Source organism: Nonomuraea harbinensis (genome assembly GCF_019396385.1).
GTDB classification, from domain to species: domain Bacteria; phylum Actinomycetota; class Actinomycetes; order Streptosporangiales; family Streptosporangiaceae; genus Nonomuraea; species Nonomuraea ferruginea.
In genome coordinates this window covers 55,579-75,321 of record NZ_JAHKRN010000024.1, presented here as the reverse complement: position 1 = coordinate 75,321, position 19,743 = coordinate 55,579, and the positions used below count along the sequence as shown (strand labels likewise).

19 protein-coding genes are annotated in these 19,743 nt (G+C 68.3%); 12 read left to right on the top strand and 7 right to left on the bottom strand.

Annotated elements, in window-relative coordinates; all coding sequences use genetic code 11:
- Positions 1-29: 29 nt before the first annotated feature.
- A complete protein-coding gene (locus KME79_RS24285) occupies positions 30-1,514 on the bottom strand; it encodes a helix-turn-helix domain-containing protein (protein WP_219546477.1) in 1,485 nt (494 codons plus the stop codon).
- A 311-nt stretch (positions 1,515-1,825) separates the two neighbouring features.
- On the opposite strand from KME79_RS24285, the gene KME79_RS24280 reads away from it, so the two are divergent.
- From KME79_RS24280 to KME79_RS24230, 11 genes are all read left to right on the top strand, one after another.
- Positions 1,826-2,239 (top strand): hypothetical protein, encoded by a 414-nt coding sequence (locus tag KME79_RS24280; RefSeq protein WP_219546476.1) that lies wholly within the window; start codon positions 1,826-1,828, stop codon positions 2,237-2,239.
- Positions 2,236-3,108 (top strand): SAM-dependent methyltransferase, encoded by an 873-nt coding sequence (locus KME79_RS24275; protein ID WP_219546475.1) that lies wholly within the window; start codon positions 2,236-2,238, stop codon positions 3,106-3,108. Before KME79_RS24280 ends, KME79_RS24275 begins: the two co-directional genes overlap by 4 nt.
- 633 nt (positions 3,109-3,741) lie before the next feature.
- Positions 3,742-4,737 carry an ABC transporter substrate-binding protein gene (locus KME79_RS24270; RefSeq protein WP_246640355.1) on the top strand — a complete coding sequence of 332 codons (996 nt, stop codon included), beginning with the start codon at positions 3,742-3,744 and terminating at the stop codon, positions 4,735-4,737.
- On the top strand, positions 4,734-5,798 hold the full coding sequence (locus KME79_RS24265) for a methyltransferase (protein ID WP_219546473.1): 1,065 nt from the start codon (positions 4,734-4,736) through the stop codon (positions 5,796-5,798). The genes KME79_RS24270 and KME79_RS24265 overlap by 4 nt, the downstream gene beginning before the upstream one ends.
- Positions 5,799-6,056: 258 nt before the next feature.
- Positions 6,057-6,272: a DUF397 domain-containing protein gene (locus KME79_RS24260; RefSeq protein ID WP_219546472.1), complete on the top strand. Its 216-nt coding sequence runs from the start codon at positions 6,057-6,059 to the stop codon at positions 6,270-6,272.
- A 278-nt stretch (positions 6,273-6,550) separates the two neighbouring features.
- Complete coding sequence (locus tag KME79_RS24255; protein ID WP_219546471.1) at positions 6,551-7,165, top strand: dTMP kinase; 615 nt, start codon at positions 6,551-6,553, stop codon at positions 7,163-7,165.
- A 4-nt stretch (positions 7,166-7,169) separates the two neighbouring features.
- The gene (locus KME79_RS24250) at positions 7,170-8,480 is read left to right on the top strand and encodes a B12-binding domain-containing radical SAM protein (protein WP_219546470.1); all 1,311 of its coding nucleotides are present in this window, start codon (positions 7,170-7,172) and stop codon (positions 8,478-8,480) included.
- A 23-nt stretch (positions 8,481-8,503) separates the two neighbouring features.
- Positions 8,504-9,700, top strand: coding sequence for a DNA glycosylase AlkZ-like family protein (locus KME79_RS24245; protein ID WP_219546469.1), 1,197 nt, complete (start codon positions 8,504-8,506; stop codon positions 9,698-9,700).
- A 76-nt stretch (positions 9,701-9,776) separates the two neighbouring features.
- The gene (locus KME79_RS24240; protein ID WP_219546468.1) at positions 9,777-10,115 is read left to right on the top strand and encodes a MazG nucleotide pyrophosphohydrolase domain-containing protein; all 339 of its coding nucleotides are present in this window, start codon (positions 9,777-9,779) and stop codon (positions 10,113-10,115) included.
- A 189-nt stretch (positions 10,116-10,304) separates the two neighbouring features.
- Positions 10,305-10,457, top strand: coding sequence for a hypothetical protein (locus KME79_RS24235; protein WP_219546467.1), 153 nt, complete (start codon positions 10,305-10,307; stop codon positions 10,455-10,457).
- A 436-nt stretch (positions 10,458-10,893) separates the two neighbouring features.
- Positions 10,894-11,316 (top strand): hypothetical protein, encoded by a 423-nt coding sequence (locus KME79_RS24230; RefSeq protein ID WP_219546466.1) that lies wholly within the window; start codon positions 10,894-10,896, stop codon positions 11,314-11,316.
- A gap of 25 nt (positions 11,317-11,341) precedes the next feature.
- Here the strand turns inward: KME79_RS24230 and KME79_RS24225 are convergent, their stop codons facing one another.
- From KME79_RS24225 to KME79_RS24200, 6 genes are all read right to left on the bottom strand, one after another.
- The gene (locus KME79_RS24225) at positions 11,342-11,773 is read right to left on the bottom strand and encodes a hypothetical protein (RefSeq protein ID WP_219546465.1); all 432 of its coding nucleotides are present in this window, start codon (positions 11,771-11,773) and stop codon (positions 11,342-11,344) included.
- A gap of 140 nt (positions 11,774-11,913) precedes the next feature.
- A complete protein-coding gene (locus tag KME79_RS24220) occupies positions 11,914-13,047 on the bottom strand; it encodes a DUF932 domain-containing protein (protein WP_219546464.1) in 1,134 nt (377 codons plus the stop codon).
- 90 nt (positions 13,048-13,137) lie between these two features.
- Positions 13,138-13,686 carry a hypothetical protein gene (locus tag KME79_RS24215; protein WP_219546463.1) on the bottom strand — a complete coding sequence of 183 codons (549 nt, stop codon included), beginning with the start codon at positions 13,684-13,686 and terminating at the stop codon, positions 13,138-13,140.
- A 100-nt stretch (positions 13,687-13,786) separates the two neighbouring features.
- Positions 13,787-15,538 (bottom strand): ParB/RepB/Spo0J family partition protein, encoded by a 1,752-nt coding sequence (locus KME79_RS24210; RefSeq protein WP_219546462.1) that lies wholly within the window; start codon positions 15,536-15,538, stop codon positions 13,787-13,789.
- Between the two features lie 154 nt (positions 15,539-15,692).
- Complete coding sequence (locus KME79_RS24205; RefSeq protein ID WP_219546461.1) at positions 15,693-16,124, bottom strand: hypothetical protein; 432 nt, start codon at positions 16,122-16,124, stop codon at positions 15,693-15,695.
- Between the two features lie 318 nt (positions 16,125-16,442).
- Positions 16,443-19,262, bottom strand: a complete 2,820-nt coding sequence (locus tag KME79_RS24200; RefSeq protein WP_219546460.1) for an AfsR/SARP family transcriptional regulator — start codon at positions 19,260-19,262, stop codon at positions 16,443-16,445.
- A 246-nt stretch (positions 19,263-19,508) separates the two neighbouring features.
- On the opposite strand from KME79_RS24200, the gene KME79_RS24195 reads away from it, so the two are divergent.
- A complete protein-coding gene (locus KME79_RS24195; RefSeq protein ID WP_219546459.1) occupies positions 19,509-19,691 on the top strand; it encodes a hypothetical protein in 183 nt (60 codons plus the stop codon).
- The last annotated feature ends 52 nt before the right edge of the window (positions 19,692-19,743 follow it).

Here is a 19,743-nt window from a genome sequence, read left to right as displayed (position 1 = left end):
GCACCTTCCTCCGTTTCGGGTGCGGTGCTTCAGCGGGAGTCTCCCCTATCAAGAGCGATCATGCGCGATACCGTCGCCCGCTCCCATTCCTCAATCTCCTGCCGGAGCACCACTCCGGGCGTGCTGCCGCCCATCGGTGAGCGGGCGAGCGCAGCGGCCAGTTCCCGGACACGCCGAGTGACGGGGTCGAGCCGCTGGTGCGGCGGGATCGCGAGGATGGCCCGCACGGGCGCACGAGCCCCGTCCGGCTGCCCGAGCGCCAGATGCGCTGTCGCCTGAACGATACGGACCTGGGCGACCGTCCCGTACGCCTGCGGCTGGTGCCGCGTGTCGGCAAGGGCGCGGTCTGCTTCACATAGCGCGTCGTCTGGTCTGCCGATGCGTAGCAGCACCGACGAACCGTAGTTGGCGTGCCGGAAGGGCGAGCAAGTGAACAGCCCAGCCACCTCGTCGACGCCGTCCATATGGTCGCGGGCGGCATCCGCGCGGGCCAGAGCGGCACGGGCGTCGTCATCACCGCCGAGCGCGGCCCACGCGTCTGCCTCCTGGCAGGCGAGCAGGATGCCGGCAGTGCCGTGCGGGCGGTAGGACGCTCCCCGCCGGGCGAGGTTGATCGCGTCGCGATACCTGCCGTCCCAGAACGCGATCTTGCTGCGCGTGGACAGCACCCACGCACGCAGATCGTCATGGCCGGTCAGTTCGGCGCACAACCAGGCGGTGCGGCCGTGCGTGTCAGCCGCGCTGAGCTGCCCCAGGTCGGAGCTGATCCACGCCAGCAGCGCGCACAGGTACCCGGCCGTCGCGTACAGCTCGGCGCTTTGGCGCGGATACTGGCGGCCTTCGAGCAACGCGAACACCTGATCCCGCAGGTGCCGCGCTGACCGGAACACCTCCAATGGGTCGCCGGTGAGGTACGAGCGGGCCAGTGCCCGTGTGTCGGCTTGGAGTTGTTCGAGGGCGATGTCGCCGATGTTGGTAGCTTCGGCCCACTGCGCCCAGGTAGCCGATTCGGCGGCCGCGGTGTTGAGCAGTTCGGCGCCGTTGAGCGGCTGCGGGTCCGCGGGATCGAGGCCGGCGGCTTGCGGTGGCTCGGGCGCCGGGTCAGGGTCTGTGGGCGGCTGGTTGATCAGTTGTAGCTCCTCGTCGGGCATGGCCCGCCGGTCGTTCAGGTCCAGCAGGTCGACGATCGTGCACCCGTACACCTGTGCGAGGAGGGTGAGCACGTGCAGAGTGGGACGGCGGCTGGACGGGCCTGGCCACTTCTCCCACTTGCCCACCAGGCTGGCGTCGGCGGCCACGGCTTTCCCGCGGCCCTGGGCGGCGGCCACGTTGAGTTTGGTGGCTGCCTGCTGGAGGCTCCAGCCGTGAGCGTGCCGCCATGCCTCCCTCGGCCGGATACGCCACCTCGCGCGCATCTCAGCGACGATCTGGACGGTGCTGCATCCGGCTTCTGCCATTTCGGCCCGCAGGGTTTCACGCTCAGCGCGGGCGCCTTGCTTGGGCTCTCTAGCCATAGACGATGACTCCCTGCGGCCTTGGATCTTCCCTCAACCACGTTAACTGTGGGCGGCTCGGCGGGATCGGTCCTGCTAGGGACAAAGTGACCATTCCTAGGCCAGTCCTGCTGTGTTTTCCGAGGTAGGAGACGTCGGCGGGTGTCCAGAATTCTTGGACATCACTGCCCGTGACGGAACGTCACTGTATTGGCATCCTCTGGATAGCACGAAGTCCAGCGCTTCCTGCCGGCGATTGGACTCTTGAGAGCATCGCCCCGGTCCCGCCTCCCGAAAACCAGGCGTGGGACGCCATTGAAAGGGATCTCATCATGCCGCCCCCCACCCCAGCCGAACGGATCGCCGCCGCGTACGCCGGTCATCTGCACACGTGGACAGGCCTACCGGGCGTGGCCGGTGTTGCCGCGTACCGGCTCCAGTCCGAGCTTTGGCAGGCGTACTGCATATCCTCCGACGTCCACCACGGGGACAAGATGGCGCTGGTGTCGGTTGCGACCGAGCTGGCCTGCTGGACGGACGGCCTCCGCTGCTGGTGGTGGACCGGCCGTACCTCCATCTCAGGGCAGCGCGTCTACACCTACGTCCTCACCCCCTTCGTGGAGAGGACCGCCCGGCGCATCGCCGTCCGGTACGCCGAACTGTGTCAGGAGGAGGAGCCCTTCTTCAGCGCAGCCGACATCCGCTTCAGTTCTGCCCATTCCATGCCGGAGGTCAGCCTTCGATGAGCATCCCGGAACGGGAACACGAGCACGGCTCCGCGAATTCGACCACGGCCCGCCTGTACGGGGCGCTCGGGTACGGCAAGGACCACTTCAAGGTCGACCAAACCAACGCTGCCGCGCTGGATGAGATCCTGCCCGGAATGCGGCTCATCGTGCCTGGCAACCGCGCCTGCCTGCGGCGGATGGTCGCGACCGCGGCGGACCTCGGTATCCGCCAGTACATCGACCTGGGGTCCGGACTGCCGGACCAGCCGCCGAACCTGCACGAGGTAGCCCAGCGCACCGTGAAGGACGCGCGGTTCATCTACGTCGACAACGATCCGATGGTGTGCACGCATGGCCGGGCCCTGCTGCAAGGCAGCGGCGTCACCATGATCGAGGCCGACGCACGCGACATCTGCGCGCTGTATCGCACCTATGAGCTGCTGTCAGTGATCGAGACCGGACGCCCGGTCTGCGTCGTGCTCGGCGCCATCCTCCACTTCTTCACCGACGACGAAGTGAAGGAGGTGATGGAGGAGCTGTACGACTTCCTCGCGCCCGGCAGCCTCGTCCTGGTCACGCACGCGACGAGCGACCAGCCCCACTACCGGCCCGAACAGGTCCAGGCCGCCCGCGACTTCTATGAGGAGCAGACCGGGGCCCAGCTCTACCTGCGCAGCGTGCAGGAGATCGCCGACTTGGTGCTACCGGGTTGTGTCCCGCTGCGGCCCGGCTTCGTCACCACCGCGGCCTGGCACCCCGACTACGAGTACGAGTCCGCGATGATCCCGCGCGCCCCGTACTTCACGGCCGTTGCCGCCGAGGTGCGCCGCCCCGTTGAAACCCGGCAGTACTTCCTGCTGGGCACCACCCAGGAGGCGGAACAGTGACCGGCGGCGGCTACCCAGACTGGCGGCGGAGCCGGTCTCTCCCCGGGTGCGCTCCTCATGCCCGTGGTGATCGCCCGGGGGGATTTATCCTGGCGGGCTCCGCCGTCTTCAGGCGCTCGTGGCCCGGTGCAGAGGAGGTTCTCGCCGGGCCACGAGCAGCCATCCAGAGCCCTGCGCTGCCCACTCAGCCGGTGTCCCGCTGCCGGGCGCGGCGGGCGCGCAGAAGGGAGAACAGGGCAGCACTCCACCGTGCCCGCCCTCGTCCTCCATCTTCGAAGGAAAGGGAACTCATGGACGCTGGCATTGCGCTGGCTTGGCTGACCATGGGCGGCGTTCGCACGCGGGGTAAGCCCGCCGCGCAGACGTCCCAGGATGAGGGCGTCGGCGCCAAGCCACGGGATCCTGATCCGCCTGAAGGTGACGGGGGGCGTTAGCTGCCCGGCCGCTCAGCCGCCCCCCGTGTAGCTGAGCGGCCGGGTTCAGGTCCTTTCGTCCCTAGCCTTCTGGTCCTGTTTCCCTTTGTATCCCCCCACCTGGGGAGGCGGCAGGCGGTGTCCTGCTCTCCCCCTGTCCTGTTGGATGTTCACCCCCATGAATCGGCTACGCAGAGTCGTATCTTTATCGCTTTTGGTGATGCTGGTGGGTGGGTGCGGCTCCTCGCCGCTCGCCGCCCCGACCAGCGGCCCGCTGCGCACCATCAAGGTCGGGATCATGCCCATCCCCGACTGCGTCACCGTCCTCATCGCGAAGATGAAGGGCTACTTCAAGGACGAAGGTCTCCAGGTGGAGATCTCGACCGTGCAGGGCGGCGGCGTCGCACTGCCCAAGCTGAAATCCGGGCAGTTGGATTTCGCGATCATGAACTACACCGCCGCAGTGCTCTCCGAGGCCAACCAGCCCGGCACCCTGCGCATCGTCGCGGACGCCTACCAGTCGGCGCCCAACACCTTCAAGCTCATGGTCGGCAAGAACTCGCCCATCAAGGGCCTGGGCGACCTGAAGGGCAAGCACATCGCGGTCGTGACCTTGCGATCGGTCGGCACACTCACGACCGAGGCCGCGCTGAAGATCGCCGGACTGACCGCCGACGACGTGCGGATCTCTGAGATGCCGCTCCCGGACATGATTTCTGCCCTGCAGGCCGGCACCATCGACGCCGCCTGGATGACCGAGCCGTTCATCACCGCCTGGCAGCAGCTCGGCGGCGCGACGCTCTACGACGTCATGCAGGGCCAGACGGAGAACTGGCCGATCGCCGGGTGGGCCACCACCGCCGAGTACGCCCGGGAGCACGGCCACGAGGTCATCTCGTTCCAACGCGCCATCCTTGCGGCCCAGGCCGACGCCCAGGACAGGAGGGTGATCACCGAAACGCTGCCCACCTACACCAAGATCAGCCCCGGGACGGCGGCGACCATCACCCTGGGCACCTTCCCCCTGGATCTCCACCCGGACCGCATCCAGCGGGTGGCGGACATGATGCAGGAGTACCGCTACATCAAGGCCGAGCTCGACGTCAGCCGGTTCCTCATGCCGCTCCCGGACGCCGTCCACTCCCCGGCGCCGCCCTCACCGCCGGCCACCCCGTCGATGGCCACCCCCTCTCCGACGAAGGTGCCCGCGCCGTGACCCTCCACCAGCATCCCGACACCCCGCCCGCCGTGCCCGCGATCGACAGCTACCAGCGCATCCAGAAGATGCTCGACGCCCTGCCGGACGCGGCTGCCCTGTACACCGCCGTCGAGCTGGACGTCTTCGAAGCCCTCGTGGCCGAGACGATGACCAGCGACGAGCTGGCCGAAGCCTGCGGCGCCGACCCGGCCATGATGGGCCGGTTGCTGGGCTGGCTACAGGCTCACAGCTTCGTCAGTGGCAGCCCCTCCGGATACCGGCTCACCGAGGACGGCCACGTTCTCACCGCTGATGCCAACCCGTCCCAGCGCCACGCCGTCCTGGTCACCGGCTCAACGTACTGGCGGGAGGCGCTCGGCCACCTGCCCGACACCGTCCGCTGCGGTTACTCCACACCTCCAGAGGGCCATCCGCTGTACGAATACCTGATCTTCACCAACGGGCTCGCCGAGACGTTCGACCGGTTCATGACCGCCCGCAGCACCCCTGTCGGCCGGGACCTGGCCGCCATCGACGGCTGGGCCGACGTCCGGCTCGTGGCCGACCTCGGCGGCGGCCTAGGCGGCGTCCTGGCCGCCCTCGTCCACGCCCACCCACACCTGCGCGGCATCCTGGCCGAGCGCTCCACCGTCACCGGGCGCGCCCACTCCTACGTGTCCGGGCAGGGCCTGCTCAGCCGGGTCGAGATCATCGCGGCCGACATCTTCGACTACGTGCCCCGGGGAGCGGAGCGCTACCTGCTGTCGTCGATTCTGCACAACTACAGTCCCGAGGCTTGCGTCACCCTGCTGACGGGCGTGCGCCAGGCCCTGCAGGACAACGGCGGCGGAGAAGTCTGGATCGTCGAGGGGACGCTGCCTCGGCGGCCGGGCACGGCGAGCCCTTGGTACAGCACCGACATCCGGATGATGTCCCTGTTCCAGGGTGGCCGGGTGCGCCGCGTCTCGGAGCTGCGCGAGCTGGCGAACCAGGCCGGGCTGAGCATCGACCGGTGCGCGCACCTGCCTTGCGGACAGACGCTGCTGGTGGCCAGCCCGGCACCCGAGCGGGAGGGCTGACCATGCCGATGCTGCTTACCTCGCGTAGCAGGCACAGCGTTCCTTGCCGGCGTCCTCGCAACGAGCCTCGCCGTCGCGCGGATCCTGTCCACCCATCCGCCCATATGGGAACGCGCCCGGCTGTGCCGCGTCGTCCACGAGCGCGCTGACGGCCGGTGCCCCAGGCACCGACCGCACGCCGAAATGATCCACCTCGGCGCATCGGACTCAAGCTCGCACCTCCCGGTCCGAGCTTCTACCCCCGAAGGAGAACGATCGATGGCCAACGACATTTACAACCGCAGCCTGACCGGCGCACAGTTCCGGCCGCTGTGCGGCGGCAATCAGCAGCAGGATGGCATGGAGTCCTGCGTGGAGGTCGCGGAAGTGCCCGGCGAGCCGGACCTGATCGCGGTGCGCGACGGCAAGCATCCCGAACGTGAGCCGCTGAGGTTCACCCGCTCAGACCTGGCCGCCGCCGGCCTGCAGGTCTGAGCGAGAACCGGCACGGTGGCCCCTGCCCGGAGTCGGCGAGCGGAGATCAGTGCGTTGCCTCGGGCGACTCGCGGGCGGCATCAGCAGCCTCACGGCCCAGCGACTGGCATGTATCCGCCCCTCCGTCTTTCGCTGGTGCCGGGCACCCTCTTCCTCTCATCGCGGGGAGATCCCCATGGATGATTCTTCATCGGCACCACGCCCGGCCCACATCCCATGAGAAGAGAAGCGCCATGCCGCTTACCTGCTCGGACGGTCTTCCAGGTTTCCTCATCACGTTGGACGGCCCCAGCGGTGTCGGCAAGACGACCTGCAGCCGCCTCCTGGCCGACATCCTCACCGCATTGGGACTGCCCGTGCTCCACACCACCCAGCCGTCCGACTCCCCGATCGGAGCCTTGGCCCGCTCCGGCACCCACGACTTCCACAACCTGGCGTTGACGTGCCTGGTCGCCGCCGACCGCTACCACCACATCGCCACCGTGATAGAGCCCGAACTGCGCGCCGGACGAGTCGTCGTGTGCGACCGGTATGTCCCCTCGGCGTTCGTTCTGGACCGGCTCGACGGCGCTGACGTCGCGTTCATCACCAACCTATACCGGCACGCCCGCCGCGCCGACCTGGCGGTGTTCCTACTCGGCGACCCGCAAGTGTGCCTTCGCCGAGCCCAGCAGCGCGGCACCTACAGCCGCTTCCACCGCAGCGACCTGGCCGCCGCCGAAACAGAGCGCGCCCTGTTCGCCGAGACCGCTGAGCAGTTCCGCGCCACCGGCACCCCAACCCTGATCCACCAGATCGGCCACGCCGATGCCGGCGCGGTCGCCGCAGCCGTCGCCGAGCCGATCACCACGGCGATCGCCGCCCGCTCCAACCCCTTACCTCGAGCGAGGTGACTTCATGAAGGTCGCACTTTTGTACCCCGAGGTCTACGACATGGCGCGCTTCCGCGAGCGGCGCAAGGAGTTCCCGCCGTTCGGCGTCCTGTACCTGGCTGCGGTGACCGAGGCGGCCGGACACCAGGTGGAGATCCACCGCGTCGCCCCCGGCCACACCGCGCTGAACCTGACCGGCTTCGACGCGGTCGGCTTCAGCCTGGCCTCCTCCGCCACCTACGGCCTGATGCTCCAGGCCCGCCGCGAGACCAAGCTCGACCCCGGCACACTCGTCATGGCCGGCGGTGTTCACGCCAACTTCTACCCAGCCGAGGTCCTGCACGATCTGGCCGCCGACGTCGTCGCGGACGGCGAATCCGAAGACACCATCCTCCAACTCCTCGACCACGCCCACGACCGGGACTTCACCGGCGTGCCGGGCGTGCTGTTCGCGCGCGACGGCCGCACCACGCGGAGCCCCGCGCGCCAGCTCATGCGCGACATCGACCACCTGCCGCTGCCCGCCCGGCACCTGCTGCCGCGCGAGGACATCGTGCTGACCGACCGGCTCGCCGGGACCGATACACGCATGGCGCACGTGATGTTCAGCCGGGGCTGCCCCTTCCCGTGCTCGTTCTGCGCGGTCGCCCAGCGCCGCATGCAGTACCGAGGAGGGGCCAGCGCCCGTGTCGAGCTCGCCCACCTGATCGACGCCTACGGCATCGAGGGGTTCGCGATCGTCGATGACAACTTCATCGTCAACAAGACCAAAGTGGCCGCCATCTGCGCCCAGATCGCGGATCTGGGCCTGCGCTGGTCGGCCCTGTCCCGGGTCGATACCGTCGACCAGGCGCTGCTGGAGACGATGGCCGCCTCGGGCTGCATCGAAATCAAGTACGGGATGGAATCCGGCAGCGAACGCCTGTTGAAAGCGATGCGGAAGAACACCACCCAGGCCAAGATTCGCGCCGCGGTCGAGATGACCTCGGCCGCCGGGATCTCGGCGAAGGTGTTCATCATCCACGGCTACCCCGGCGAGGACATCGAGACCACGCGGCAGACCATCGGCCTGCTGCGCGAGCTGCGGCCGATGCTCGGCCGGGTGTCGCTGTTTCGTTTCGTGCCGCTGCCCGGCACCGAGGTGTACGCCAACGCGCTGCTGCACGGCATCCGTGGCACCCACCAGCAACCGGGCTGGGACGGCGACTGGAGCAAATTCCACATCCACCACAACACCCGCCGCTGGTGGGGCGACGACGAGGCGTGGGCCGAAACCGAGCGGTCCTACGCAGAGTTGCGCAGGTTCGTGGAAGACGAATGGGGCCCGCAGGGATGACGACCGTTGCTAGCCTGCCCCGCATGGCTAGCCCCGGCCCCGAGACGGCGCAAACCCACACCCTCGGCCCTCGGGAGGCCGGCCGGCTGTGGAACTGGGTGCTGACCCGCCAAGGACTCGCCCCGCACACCCGCCGGACCGGGGTGGAGGAGATCGCCGATGCGGGGCTGGGGCTGCACGCCGCCCGGCTGCCCTCGCCCTTCGCCACGGTGGCGGCCCGCGCCGCCGACCCGTCCATCCCGCTGGAGCTGTTCAACCCCGCCGTACGCTCCCGGCTGGTGACCGTACGATGCATGCGCAAAACCCTGCACACGTTGCCCCTGGACCTCGCCGCCGCCGCGCACGCCGCCACACTGCGCTTCCGCGAACGAGACGCCCTGCGCGCTATCGTCAACGCCGGCTACGGCCACGCCGCCATCACCGCGGCCACCGCCGCCATCGTGGAACAGCTGGGCGCGTCAGGGCCGCTGTTCCATCGCACCATCGAGGCCCGGCTGGGTGCGGCGGGGACACCGGTGATGGTGACACGACTGGCGCTGAAGCTCGCCTGGGAGCGAGGCGTCCTGGCCTACCTGAACCAGGCCGCGGGCTGGAACCGTGAGGTGCGCGTCTTCACGCTCGCTGCCAGCACCTACCCCACCCTCGACACCGCGCTGGACCCGCACACTGCGGTCGAACTCCTGATGGCCACCTACCTGGACCGGTACGGCCCAATCAGCATCAAAGACGCCACCTGGTGGTCGGCACTGTCACGCACCACCGTGACCGAAGCTCTGCAGCGGTCGGGCATCAAGCTCGTCCGGCTGTTCACCCCGTGGAGTCACAGCCCGCTGTACATGAGCGCCCAGCGGTTCGCCGAGTACACCGTGGCCGACGACGCCGACTACCTCAGCGGGGTGAACTTCCTCGCGCACGAAGATGTCGCGCTCAAGGCGTACTTCGAGACCCGAAGCCGCTACCTGGGCGATCTCGCCCAGCACGCGGCGTTCAACCAGATCGGCGAAGTCCTGCCCACGATCGTGCTGGACGGCCGCGTGGTCGGCACCTGGAGGTGGGACCCCTCCGCCGGGCGGGTACGCCACCGGCTCATCCCCCGCCTGCTGCCGGCCGCCCGGCGGCCTGAGGTTCGAGCAGCCGCCGCCCGGCACACGGCCGTCCTACGCTCGGGCCTGTACCGCGCACCCCGCCCCCGGATCGCACCAGGCCAGCTGAACCGGTGAAAATCGCGGATTCCGGCGAGCCACAACCGGTGCTGCTGCTAGCGTGGCGCTCTCATCCGTCACATGCGGGAACACCATGCACCCTCTTCCCAACACGCATTCACCGTCGCTGGAAGAACTTCAGCGCTACGTCGCCGAGATGGAGCAGGAACGGGGCTTCACCCACAGCAGCATCGTCGATCAGTGCCTGAAGCTGGCCGAGGAGACCGGCGAGGTCTGCAAGGCGGTGCGTAAGCAGGCTGCCATGTCGATCGACCCGACCAGCCAGGTCGGCTCCGTCGGTCAAGAGCTGGCCGACGTTCTGATTTATGTCGCGGCCATCGCCAATCGCGCGGGGATCGACCTGGCTGAAGAGCTACGCGCCAAGGAACGGATCAACGAGACCCGCGTCTGGACGACGCCGGTCAACTCCTAGCCAGGCTCTCCTGATCTGCTGCTCGGAAGATCCGAAGCTCACCTCACCTGGTGGGTGGTCGTCTTGGTACAGCTTAGGGACGGCAGAACGAGTAAAGCCCTCGTAGCGGCGGCCAATAATGCGATCCGCGAAGAAAAGCGCATATTTTGCGTGAATATTCGCGAGGTCACCCCGGAAGGTGCCGTCCCTATGCTCGCGGAGGTGATCCCTGGCTTCGGTGTTGCTATGCTCGACGAAATCTTTCCGCCCCTGCGTGAGCGCCTGACACTCGAGGGGCACGAGATCGACCCGAGCAGGCACGAGGACGCCGCCAGGAGAATCCGCTACCAGATCGGCGGCTGAGCGACTCCACGGTGGTGGGTGAGGCATCTCACCCACCACTTTCGCCTCTACGAGCACCTCCACGAGGAACGCCCTGCACGCACGGATCTGCGGGCTGTTGCCCGTAGTGGTGCTGCTGGCCGTGAGCGGCAGCCATGGCGACGACGGGCCACATCCGGCGCCGTACACCGCACCTCCTCATGTGACATGGGGCGGCCTTGATGTCCGCGTCAGCATGGGTTAAGGCTGGACTATGTCCGATCAATCTGAGTTATCGAGTGATCCGCGGGGGCCACGCACGGACGGATCTCACGGCAACCGCAGCGCTGCTGGGGGTCCTCCAGGCGGGACACGGTGGTTCCAATCACCGCTCTTCATTGCGCTGATTACTGCTTCTTTCACCCTGATAGGAGTCGTCATCGGTGGATGGGCGTCCCAGCAGAGCGTGGTATATACCGTGGAGCGCCAGGCGCGGGAGGCTCGTGAGCAACAGATCCGATCTAAGCGGGCGAGCGTGTATTTCACCTTCACGAAGACTGCAGACGCCTACGCCCAGATGATTGTTAATCGCTATAGTCCAGAAATTCTTCCGGAAGAAGAGAAGAACTTCACTTATGCCGAGCAGGAGAAGGCCCGGCAAGCTTACTTGGCCGCATACGAGGCTGTTTACGTGTACGGATCGGACGAGGCGTGGAAAGCAGCTGGCGAGATGGCGTCTAACTTGACGCCAATCAGCTCGATCAATGCGCTTCATTTTGAGGAAAGACCGAATCCCACGATGAGCTCCTATAACGCGACCCTGAACAAATTTCGTGCCGTCATGTGCGCCGAGCTGCCCAGCGTTCCCCGGAACTCATGCGGTACTCCGATCAGCGAGTGACGCACGCGCATCGGGGCATCAGCGCTCATCGCTCTCGCCCCGTCTCCTCCCCCGCCTGCGCGGCCGTGGTGGAGGTCGTGGTCGAACTGTCGGCGTCGCAGGCCTGAGTCAGCGCGGGTCCGTACAGGAGTTGCCCGTCGACGGTGACGCGCAGCTGACGGTCGGCGCGCTGGTCGCGGGTGTAGAGCTCGACCAAAATGCCGCCGTCCAGGGTCTGGCGGACGTAGCCGGTGATCTGGTTGGCCTGGATGCGGGCGATCGGCCAGCCGGTGACCGCGTCCTCGATCATGTCGGTGGTGATGGCTTCGACGTCGACGATGCTGCGGCCGGTCGCGGCGATGATGGCGCTGATGGCGGCGAGGGTGTCCGGTCCCCAGTTGCCGTAGGCGGCCAGCAGCGTGCGGTAGATGTCCTCGATCGCTTGGGCGTCGGAGATGAGCGCCTGGGCGCGCGGCACTGGCAAAGGGCGCGGGCCTGGCAGATCAGACAGACACATCAGATGGCCTCCAATCAGGAGGAGTACGGAAGAAAGGAGAACCGCGGCCCCCGGTCCCGGAGAGGGAAGACGGACCGGAGGCCGCGGAGACAAAGGGGAGTTCAGACGCCCGCGGCCAGGTGCAGCACGCGCACCGCGTGCCCCTCCATCTCATGTGCCGCGTCGGCGTCCGGTAGGGTCCGGGCGACGCTAGTGACGGCGTGCATGACGCCGCCGGCGCTGGTGTCGCCGCCCTGGATGAAGTGGGACAGGATCTGCCGCTGCTGCTCCTCGCTGTAGGAGAGCTTCTTGGCCACCAGCTCGATCGTCGCGGCGGGGTCGGCGACGCGGGCGCCGGACAGCCGGGCCAGCTGGTCGAGCTTGGCGCGCACGTAGTCGAGGTCGAGGAAGGTGGTGATCGCGTCCCGGGTCTGGGCGGTGATCAGGGCCAGGTTCTTGTCCTGGGTGTCGGCGCTCCAGCGCACCACGCCCTCGTCCATCCGGCCGCCGAGGTGGACGTGCCGGGCGGCGTCGGCGTTGATCGTCATGCCGTTGCGGCAGACCTGGACCACGAGGCGCGGCACGATGGTGAACGCTCCCTCGCCGACCTCGCTGTTGGTGATCACGAACCCGGCGAACACGACCGGGTTGTCGGCGCCGCGCTCGCCGGTGAACGGGCTTCGGTAGTCGCGCAGCAGGTCCGGGGCGAGGGCTCGGACCTGCTCGCAGACCACGCGGACGTACATGCGCCGTTCGGTCAGGTCGCAGCCGTCGATCTGGACCTGCACGCCGCTCTGGCGTACCCCGTCCAGGGCCGCCAGCAGGACGTCGAGGTTGTCGATGATGCGGTAGCTGTCGGACAGGAAGGCCCGCGCGATGCCGTGCTCGCCGCCTGCGTGCAGTCCGCGTACGAGGAAGCGCCGGTCGGCGTCGGCCAGCCAGCCGTTGATGTTCGCGTCGTACAGGTCGGGCTTGTGCTCGCGCAGGCGGCGCAGGTACGGCAGCGGGATTCCGAGTTTGCTTGCGAGGCCCTGGTCGCACACCCCGGTCGGCGTGTAGAGCCCGGCGGTGGTGGTGACGCCGCGCTCCGACAGCAACGGCGCCGTGCTGATGCGCAGGCGGGTGCCTTCGGCGCGGATCTGGTGGCTGTGTGCCACGACGTCGACCTTGTGCGCCTGCTGATGGCGCAGCAGGTCGACGAGGTCTTCCAGGTTCGCGTTGCGGGTGGTCAGCGTGGGTGCGGATGCGGAACTCACAGGGGTCGCCCCATTCGTGGAGGTGGGTGGAAAGGGGAAGGTCCCGGCCGCCTGAACGGGTGGCCGGGACCAGATGAGGTGGTGCGGGATTTATAGGGCGGTGAGGAACTCCTCGTCGCTCGGCAACTGGTCGAACCGCCACCCCGTGACCAGGGCCGCCGGATAGTGATCGTCGGGGTGCGGCCGGGTGGCGAAGCGGCCGCGGTTGTGCGGGGCGGCCTGCCGGCCCCGGTACACCTCGAAGACTCCGGTGTCGAGGTCGACGATGTAGCCCCACTCGCACTCGGAGTAGTCCACGGGGTAGGAGGAGGCGTCGTCGATGACGCCTGCTCGCAGCATCGCCTCGGGGTCGCCCTGGGTCTTCCAGAGCAGTTCCACCCAGGTGATCACATGGGACGAAACGTACGGGTCGGCGTACTGGCCGTACCGCTCGATATCGCCTGCAGTGGGCCGGCCGGAGGTGACCACCCGCAGCGCGACGACGCGCCCGCGTAGCACGTCCGGCGCCTCGGCGGCGGTGCGCAGCCATGCCAGCACGATCAGGCCCACTCCAGTCGGGTCGGAGTCGTAGTGGTTGTAGGCGATCTTCTCGGTCTTGTCGGCCACGAAGCCGACGAATCCACGGTTGGCCATGGTCACCGGACCTCCGTGTCGGTACAGGTCATGCCAGGTCCTTTCGCCTCCTTGGCGGGAAGGCCGAAACTCGGTTGGAATGGGGCAGTCAGAGCAACGCTCGTTGTCAGGCCGCCTGGAGACCGTCGTCGGCGATGACGTCATCCGCGCCATCGGCCGCCTCCGGATCCGGAAGTTCAAGGTGGGAGGCCTCGTCGTGCTCCGGGACGTCGGTGATGGTGACGCCGTGCTCGGGTGAGGGCCCATCGTCCGCGACGGCGGACACGTCCTGGTCCACGGCTGAGTCCGCAGGATCGTCGCCTTCCCGGCCTGCAGTGACCGGCTCCATGGCGACGGGCGTGTCGCCGAGGTAGGGGGTGCCGTCGATCAGGGCCTGCTCGACGGGCGCCGGCGCGTAAGCCTTCTCCCCCAGCTCCGGCCCCAGCTCGTTGACCAGGAACCGCAGCCAGGCGGCGGCGTCAGCGGTCGAGCATGGGCTGTAGCGACCCTCGCGCCAGGTGTTCTTGCACTCGGCGGAAGCCTCGCTCATCTGGTACTCCCACGCCACCGCGATCGGCAACAGTTGCAGCATGGCCAACCGGCCAGGAGCCGCGGTGGCCAGCGCCGCCTCCAGGTCCGCGGGCCCACCGAGCTTGCCGTACAGCTTCGACAAGGGAGCTGAGCCGAGCTTGTCGCGCACCGGCGCCGGCATGTCGTTGAGTATCCGGGTGACGAACCTCGCGACCGGCTTGGGCGCGCTCTTACGAGCGAAGAACGTGGCCAGCCACTCCTGGCGAACCGTCGCGGCCGCCATCCAGGCCCGGTTGCCCTGTACGACGACCTTGCGGGACGGGCCGTCATCCTCGGCCTTGGCTGGCCGCGGAAGCGTGATGGTCAGCGGCGGGGTGTAGCCATGCCGCTCGGGGGTGCTGCAGTACAGCTCCGGCTGTTCCGGGCGCAAGGTGTAGAAGAACGCCCCGCGGCCCGGGCAGTCGGTGTGCTGCTCAGGGTCGAAACCCTCCACCCCGCTGACGAGTCGGCTGAGCCGGACGGCACCGGCCGGTTCGTCCTCAGTCACCGGAATGCCGGCAGCGGCGAGATCGGCCAGCGCCTGGGCGTGCGCGGCCGCCTCCTGGCGCTCCCGGCGCACCCGCTCGATGGCGTGCCGGCCTGTGTGCCCCCAGCTGGAGATGTACGTATCGATCTGGGCCAGGGCCTCCTGGTCGCCGTCGAACTCGTCCAGCAGCGCGAGCTCGTCCAGCGTCCAGGCGTACTCCATGGCTCGGGCGGTGCGGCGGGTCGGTTCCGACAGCTTGCCCGCGGCGATCGCCTGGGCGATCTCCTCACGGGTGCGGCCGGTCCGCTTGCGGATCTCGGTCCGGGTGGCGCCCAATTGGTGGGCCATGAACAGGGCGCGGGACTGCTCGAAGGGGGTGAGGCCGATGCGGAAGTCGTCGTCGTTCTCCACGACCTGGTCGACGAACAGGCTCGCCTTGTCCTCGGCCTTGGTCAGGTCGATCAGGCAGAGCAGCTTCGGCAGGTTGATCGTGATGGCACCTTCCAGGCGGCGGTTGCCTTTCACCACCCACCAGCGGTGCTCTTGTTCTCCTTCGCCGCGCTGGTAGTCGGCCGGAATGGGGATGACCGTGAGCGGGACCTGCAGCTGAGCCTTGAGCGAGGCGCAGAACTCCTGGGTGATGTGGTACTCCTCCCGCACGTTGTCGGGAAAGTGGCCGAGATGACTCACCGGGATCCGCGCCAGGCGGAAGTCCTCGGGCAGTTCCAGGTCGGCGCCCGGTTCGACGTCCACCGGCGGGGCGGTTTCGACGGCCTCGGGAGCGGAGCCTGATGGCTCGGGGGCTTCGGTGGTGATGGACATGGAGCAGTGACTCCTATCGGATGAAGTGGAGGAGGGTTCCCGCCGCCCGCCCATCTGCGCTGGCGAGAGCGCGGAGGACCCGGCAGGGCGGGCGGCGGGAGGAACGAAGAGACGCCGACGGGAGGGTCGCCGGCGCCTCTTCGGCTCGGGGGACTCAGGCCACGGCGGCGGAGGCTCCCTGCACCATCCGCGGGGAGGCGGCGCTGGGCTGCGAAGGACGGGTGCTTTCGCTGACCATGCTGTAGCGCGAGCACAGCCCGATCGCGGTGGCGGTGATCTTCACGACGCTGCGTACGGTCGCGCGACCGGCGCGGTCCTTGGACTCGAAGCTCCGGGCGACCATGTCACATCCCTGGACCACCAACAGGTGGCCCATGCGGTAGGACTCGCCGGCGCGGATGGCCGCGGCCCCGTAGGTGACCACCTCGACCGCTCGGGTCGGCACGTAGGGAGGGCCGTCGCGGCCGGGCGTCGGCGGCCCGTTAACCTCCAGCCTGGCCGACCACATGGCGGGCGAGTCGCCTTTGGCGGGGAAGAAGCGGGGCGGGAAAGCAATCCTGCCGGTGATGCTGACCTGGATGTCCATGTGCGAGGCCCTTCCTCGGCCGGCGCTACGTGGGCGCGCGGCGGACTTGATCGGCTGCCGGGGCTAGAGCTGGCCGTGTGGTGGAGCCCGTCCCGGCAAGGCAGACCAAGCGCCGCCGTGGGCGAGGCGCGCAAATCGGGTGGTGCCTGCCGCGGCAAGATGTTTTGCGCCAGCAAAAGATCTCTGCCGTGGCGGGCACGAGCCTTGGCGAGAACCCGGTTTGCGGCGCCGCGCCAAGGCGGCGCACAGTCAGCCTGCCGGGACGAGCCCGCCATCCGGTCCCTGACCCGGGCTAATCACGGATGCTGCGTCGCGGCGCTATTCGGCCAGCTTGGCCCGGCAGCGCTTGGCGTCCTCCATTCCCCCGTCCGCCTCGAACACCGCGGCCGCGTCCTTGTATCGCTCGTCGGCCTCCTGACGGCGGCCCAGCGCGGCGAGCGCGTCACCGGCCAGTTCCTGCGCGCGCGCCTGCCCGGCTCGGTGTAGTAGCTCCGCGCTCAGCTCGCGCGTCTGCTCACTCAACCGCAACGCGGGCTCCGCGCGCCCAGCGTTGAGCATGAGCATGGCCAGTGTCTGCAGTGCCAACCGCAGGTAGGACCGATCCTGCGGTCGCTCGGCGAGTTGCTCCGCCACGACCACCGCCTCACGGCCCAAGGCGAGCGCCCGTTCATGGTCGCCGCGGGCGCAGAGCACGGTGGCCATCGCTCTCAGGCAGACCAGCTCGGCGTGAGGGTTGGCGATGTCGCGGGCGATGCGCAACCCTCGGCCGGCGTCCGCCTCGGCCGCGCTCAGCAGATCGGAGTGATCCGGGCCACTTGAGAGCTGGCGGCGGCACACTGCTCGCAACGCCAGCGAACGCGCCAACCCAAAAAGGTCTCCGCTGCTCTCCCGCGCTTGCACACAGTCATCCAGCAGCGGTGAGGCCCGCTGTGCCCCGCCCGGACCCTGCATGATCAACGCGGCCAGACGATGGCGCACCTCCGCGGTCAAGCGCACGTCTGTGGGTGAGAAACTCTGCAGCAGGAGCCGCCACATGTCCGCGGCTTCGCGATGGCGGCTCTCGCGATACAGGTAGGACGTCACGCGCAACCCCAGCCCCATCGCCAGGCGCTGCTGCCCGTGCTCGCAAGCGATACGGACCACGTACAAGAGATTGGCCACCTCGGTCGCCAGCCAACCGTCGGCGTCGTCCACGATCGACTGGCGGACATCTGACGGCGCGAACATGACCATCCCCAGCACCATGACAGGTGGGTCATGCGGTTCCCGGGCGATCTGCTCGTCGGCCAGGCTGGCGAGCTCCAGCCAGCCCAGCATCAGCCGGTGGATGGCCCGGTCGCGCTCGTTGGGCTGCTCGGCCAGGCGCGCGGCGGCGAAGACGCGCAGCAGGTCATGCTGTCGATAGCGCGGCTGGCCCAGCGAATCCACCCCGACCATGGACAGGAGGCTGCGGCGGCTCAAGCGCTCCAGGACTTCCTCGACGGCGTCGACGTCCCCGCCTCCCAGCATGGCCACCTCCCAGCCGGCGAACCCGCCCGGCCTCAGCAGCGACGCCAAGCGGAAGACCCGCGCTTCGGGATCCGGCAAAGACTCGTAGCTGTCGGCGATGCCGGCCTCGACCGCCATGCCGTCGGCCTGCAGCATGCTCAGCAGCCGCTTGTGCAGCCGAGTGACGAACGTCGCCAGCGGCCAATTCGGCTGTCCGGATAACCGAGCGCCGGCGATCCGCACGGCTAGCGGGAGCCCGCCGCAGGCGTCGACGATGTCGGCGGCGGCGCCTGCGTCGGAGTGAATGCGCTTGGCGCCGATGATCTCGCCCAACAGGCTCAGCGACTCCTCCGGTGACAAGGGTTCCAGCCGCACCATCCGCATCCCGGCTCCGCCGACCAGCTGCGCGCGGCTGGTCACCATCACCGCGCATCCCGGCGTACCGGGCAGCAGCGGATCCACTTGGTGCATGCCGGACACGTCGTCGAGCACCACCAAAACCTGGCGGCCGGCCAGCACCGAGCGGTAGAGCGCGGTGCGACCGGGGACGGTGGCGGGCACGTGGCCGAGTTCGACCCCCAGCGCGGCCAGCACCTCCCCCAGCACATCGGTGGTCTCCCGCGGCTGGTCGGACATGCCGGCGAGATGCACGTACACCTGGCCGTCCGGGAAGTGCGGCCGCAGCAGGTGCGCGACCTGATGGGCCAGGGCTGACTTGCCCACCCCTGGAGGGCCGCTGATGGAGGCGATGGGCACGCGACCGGTCTGTCCGGCGGTGCGCAGGTATCGCGCCAGTTCTTCCATTTCCGCCGCGCGACCGGTGAAGTCGCTCACCGCCGGTGGCAGCTGCGCCGGAGGCAGTCCTCCGGCTCCCCATGTGGTGACGGGGGTAACTTGCTCGTCTTCGTCCAGAGTCCGGAGATCGAGGGCGTCGTTGGCGATCTCGTCACGCAGCCGGCGCAGCCTGGCCCCTGGGTCCGCGCCGGTCTCCTGCGCCAGCAGTGTCACGAGGCCGTCGTAGTGCCGTAGCGCCTCCACCCGGTATCCCGCCCGGTACAGGGCGGTCATCAGCAACGCGTTGAGCATCTCCGACAGCTGGTCCTCAGCCAGCTCCCGGCGGAGGTCGCCGAGGAGCTGATGGTGCTCGCCCGTGTTCAATCGGGCCTTCAGGAGATCCTGCTGCGCGACCTTGCGCTCCCACAGCAGTTCTTGCCGCCAGGTCGCCAATCGGAGGGGGTCCTCAGGTACGTCGACTAAGGGAGGATCGCCCCATAAATCCAATGCCCTTCGTAATGAGGCGACTGCGGCATGTTGATCACCAGTTGATATCTGGACTCGGCCCTCCTCGACCAGCCGCCGGAATTCCGTCAGGTCGAAACTGTCTTCCGGGCGCAGCACGATGCGGTACCCATGGTTGCGTGCGGACGGAATGCGCCCCGGGAGCAGTTGACGAAGCTGCGACATGGCGGTTTTCAGTGAGTTCTCTCGGCCGTGAGTATCACCCCAGACCGCCTGCATCAGCGTCTCAGCGACGATCCCGTCGGAGCCGGCCAGCAACAGTGTCACCAGCAGCGATCGCCTGGTACGCGTGATCTCGACCGACTCGTCCCCGCACTCGACCTGGAGCCGGCCCAAGATTGCGAACCGCACAGGAGCCCCCCATTCACCACGTGAAGGCGATCGGCGATGTGATAGCAGTGATTCCTGATCAAATCTGACCATTGTGGATATTACTGCGCAAATCCACGAGAGGATCATGACCAGGCGACAACCACATCACAACCAAGTCAACACCACTGCCTGACAGGTCCTGACATCCCGCACCCGCGCGGGCCGGATGGTCCGCCGCGTCATCGCCACCGACGTGTCCACCACCTCGTTTGGCCAGGGGACCTGGTGCCGTACTGCGGGAACGTGCCAGGCCAGGACGAGGCCACCAGGGACTGGCACTCCGGCCACGATCGGGATCTGCTCATCGAGTCCGTCAGCTTCGGGCCGCCCGGGTGCTTGACCTGCCTGTCCCGCCTGTCCCCCGAGGCGCTGGGCGGCTTCACGCCGCTGATCCTCGAGGATGAGTGACGGCCCGAGCGAGACTGCGACGGGGGAGTTCTAGATGCCTCAACCCGGCGCA

What these genes read in the sequence shown, in the direction of transcription:
- KME79_RS24205 (WP_219546461.1), bottom strand. Translation starts at nt 16,124, where the DNA reads ATGGACATCCAGGTCAGCATCACCGGCAGGATTGCTTTCCCGCCCCGC.
- KME79_RS24245 (WP_219546469.1), top strand. Translation starts at nt 8,504, where the DNA reads ATGGCTAGCCCCGGCCCCGAGACGGCGCAAACCCACACCCTCGGCCCT.
- KME79_RS24280 (WP_219546476.1), top strand. Translation starts at nt 1,826, where the DNA reads ATGCCGCCCCCCACCCCAGCCGAACGGATCGCCGCCGCGTACGCCGGT.
- KME79_RS24235 (WP_219546467.1), top strand. Translation starts at nt 10,305, where the DNA reads ATGCTCGCGGAGGTGATCCCTGGCTTCGGTGTTGCTATGCTCGACGAA.
- KME79_RS24250 (WP_219546470.1), top strand. Translation starts at nt 7,170, where the DNA reads ATGAAGGTCGCACTTTTGTACCCCGAGGTCTACGACATGGCGCGCTTC.
- KME79_RS24275 (WP_219546475.1), top strand. Translation starts at nt 2,236, where the DNA reads ATGAGCATCCCGGAACGGGAACACGAGCACGGCTCCGCGAATTCGACC.
- KME79_RS24210 (WP_219546462.1), bottom strand. Translation starts at nt 15,538, where the DNA reads ATGTCCATCACCACCGAAGCCCCCGAGCCATCAGGCTCCGCTCCCGAG.
- KME79_RS24285 (WP_219546477.1), bottom strand. Translation starts at nt 1,514, where the DNA reads ATGGCTAGAGAGCCCAAGCAAGGCGCCCGCGCTGAGCGTGAAACCCTG.
- KME79_RS24270 (WP_246640355.1), top strand. Translation starts at nt 3,742, where the DNA reads ATGCTGGTGGGTGGGTGCGGCTCCTCGCCGCTCGCCGCCCCGACCAGC.
- KME79_RS24260 (WP_219546472.1), top strand. Translation starts at nt 6,057, where the DNA reads ATGGCCAACGACATTTACAACCGCAGCCTGACCGGCGCACAGTTCCGG.
- KME79_RS24240 (WP_219546468.1), top strand. Translation starts at nt 9,777, where the DNA reads ATGCACCCTCTTCCCAACACGCATTCACCGTCGCTGGAAGAACTTCAG.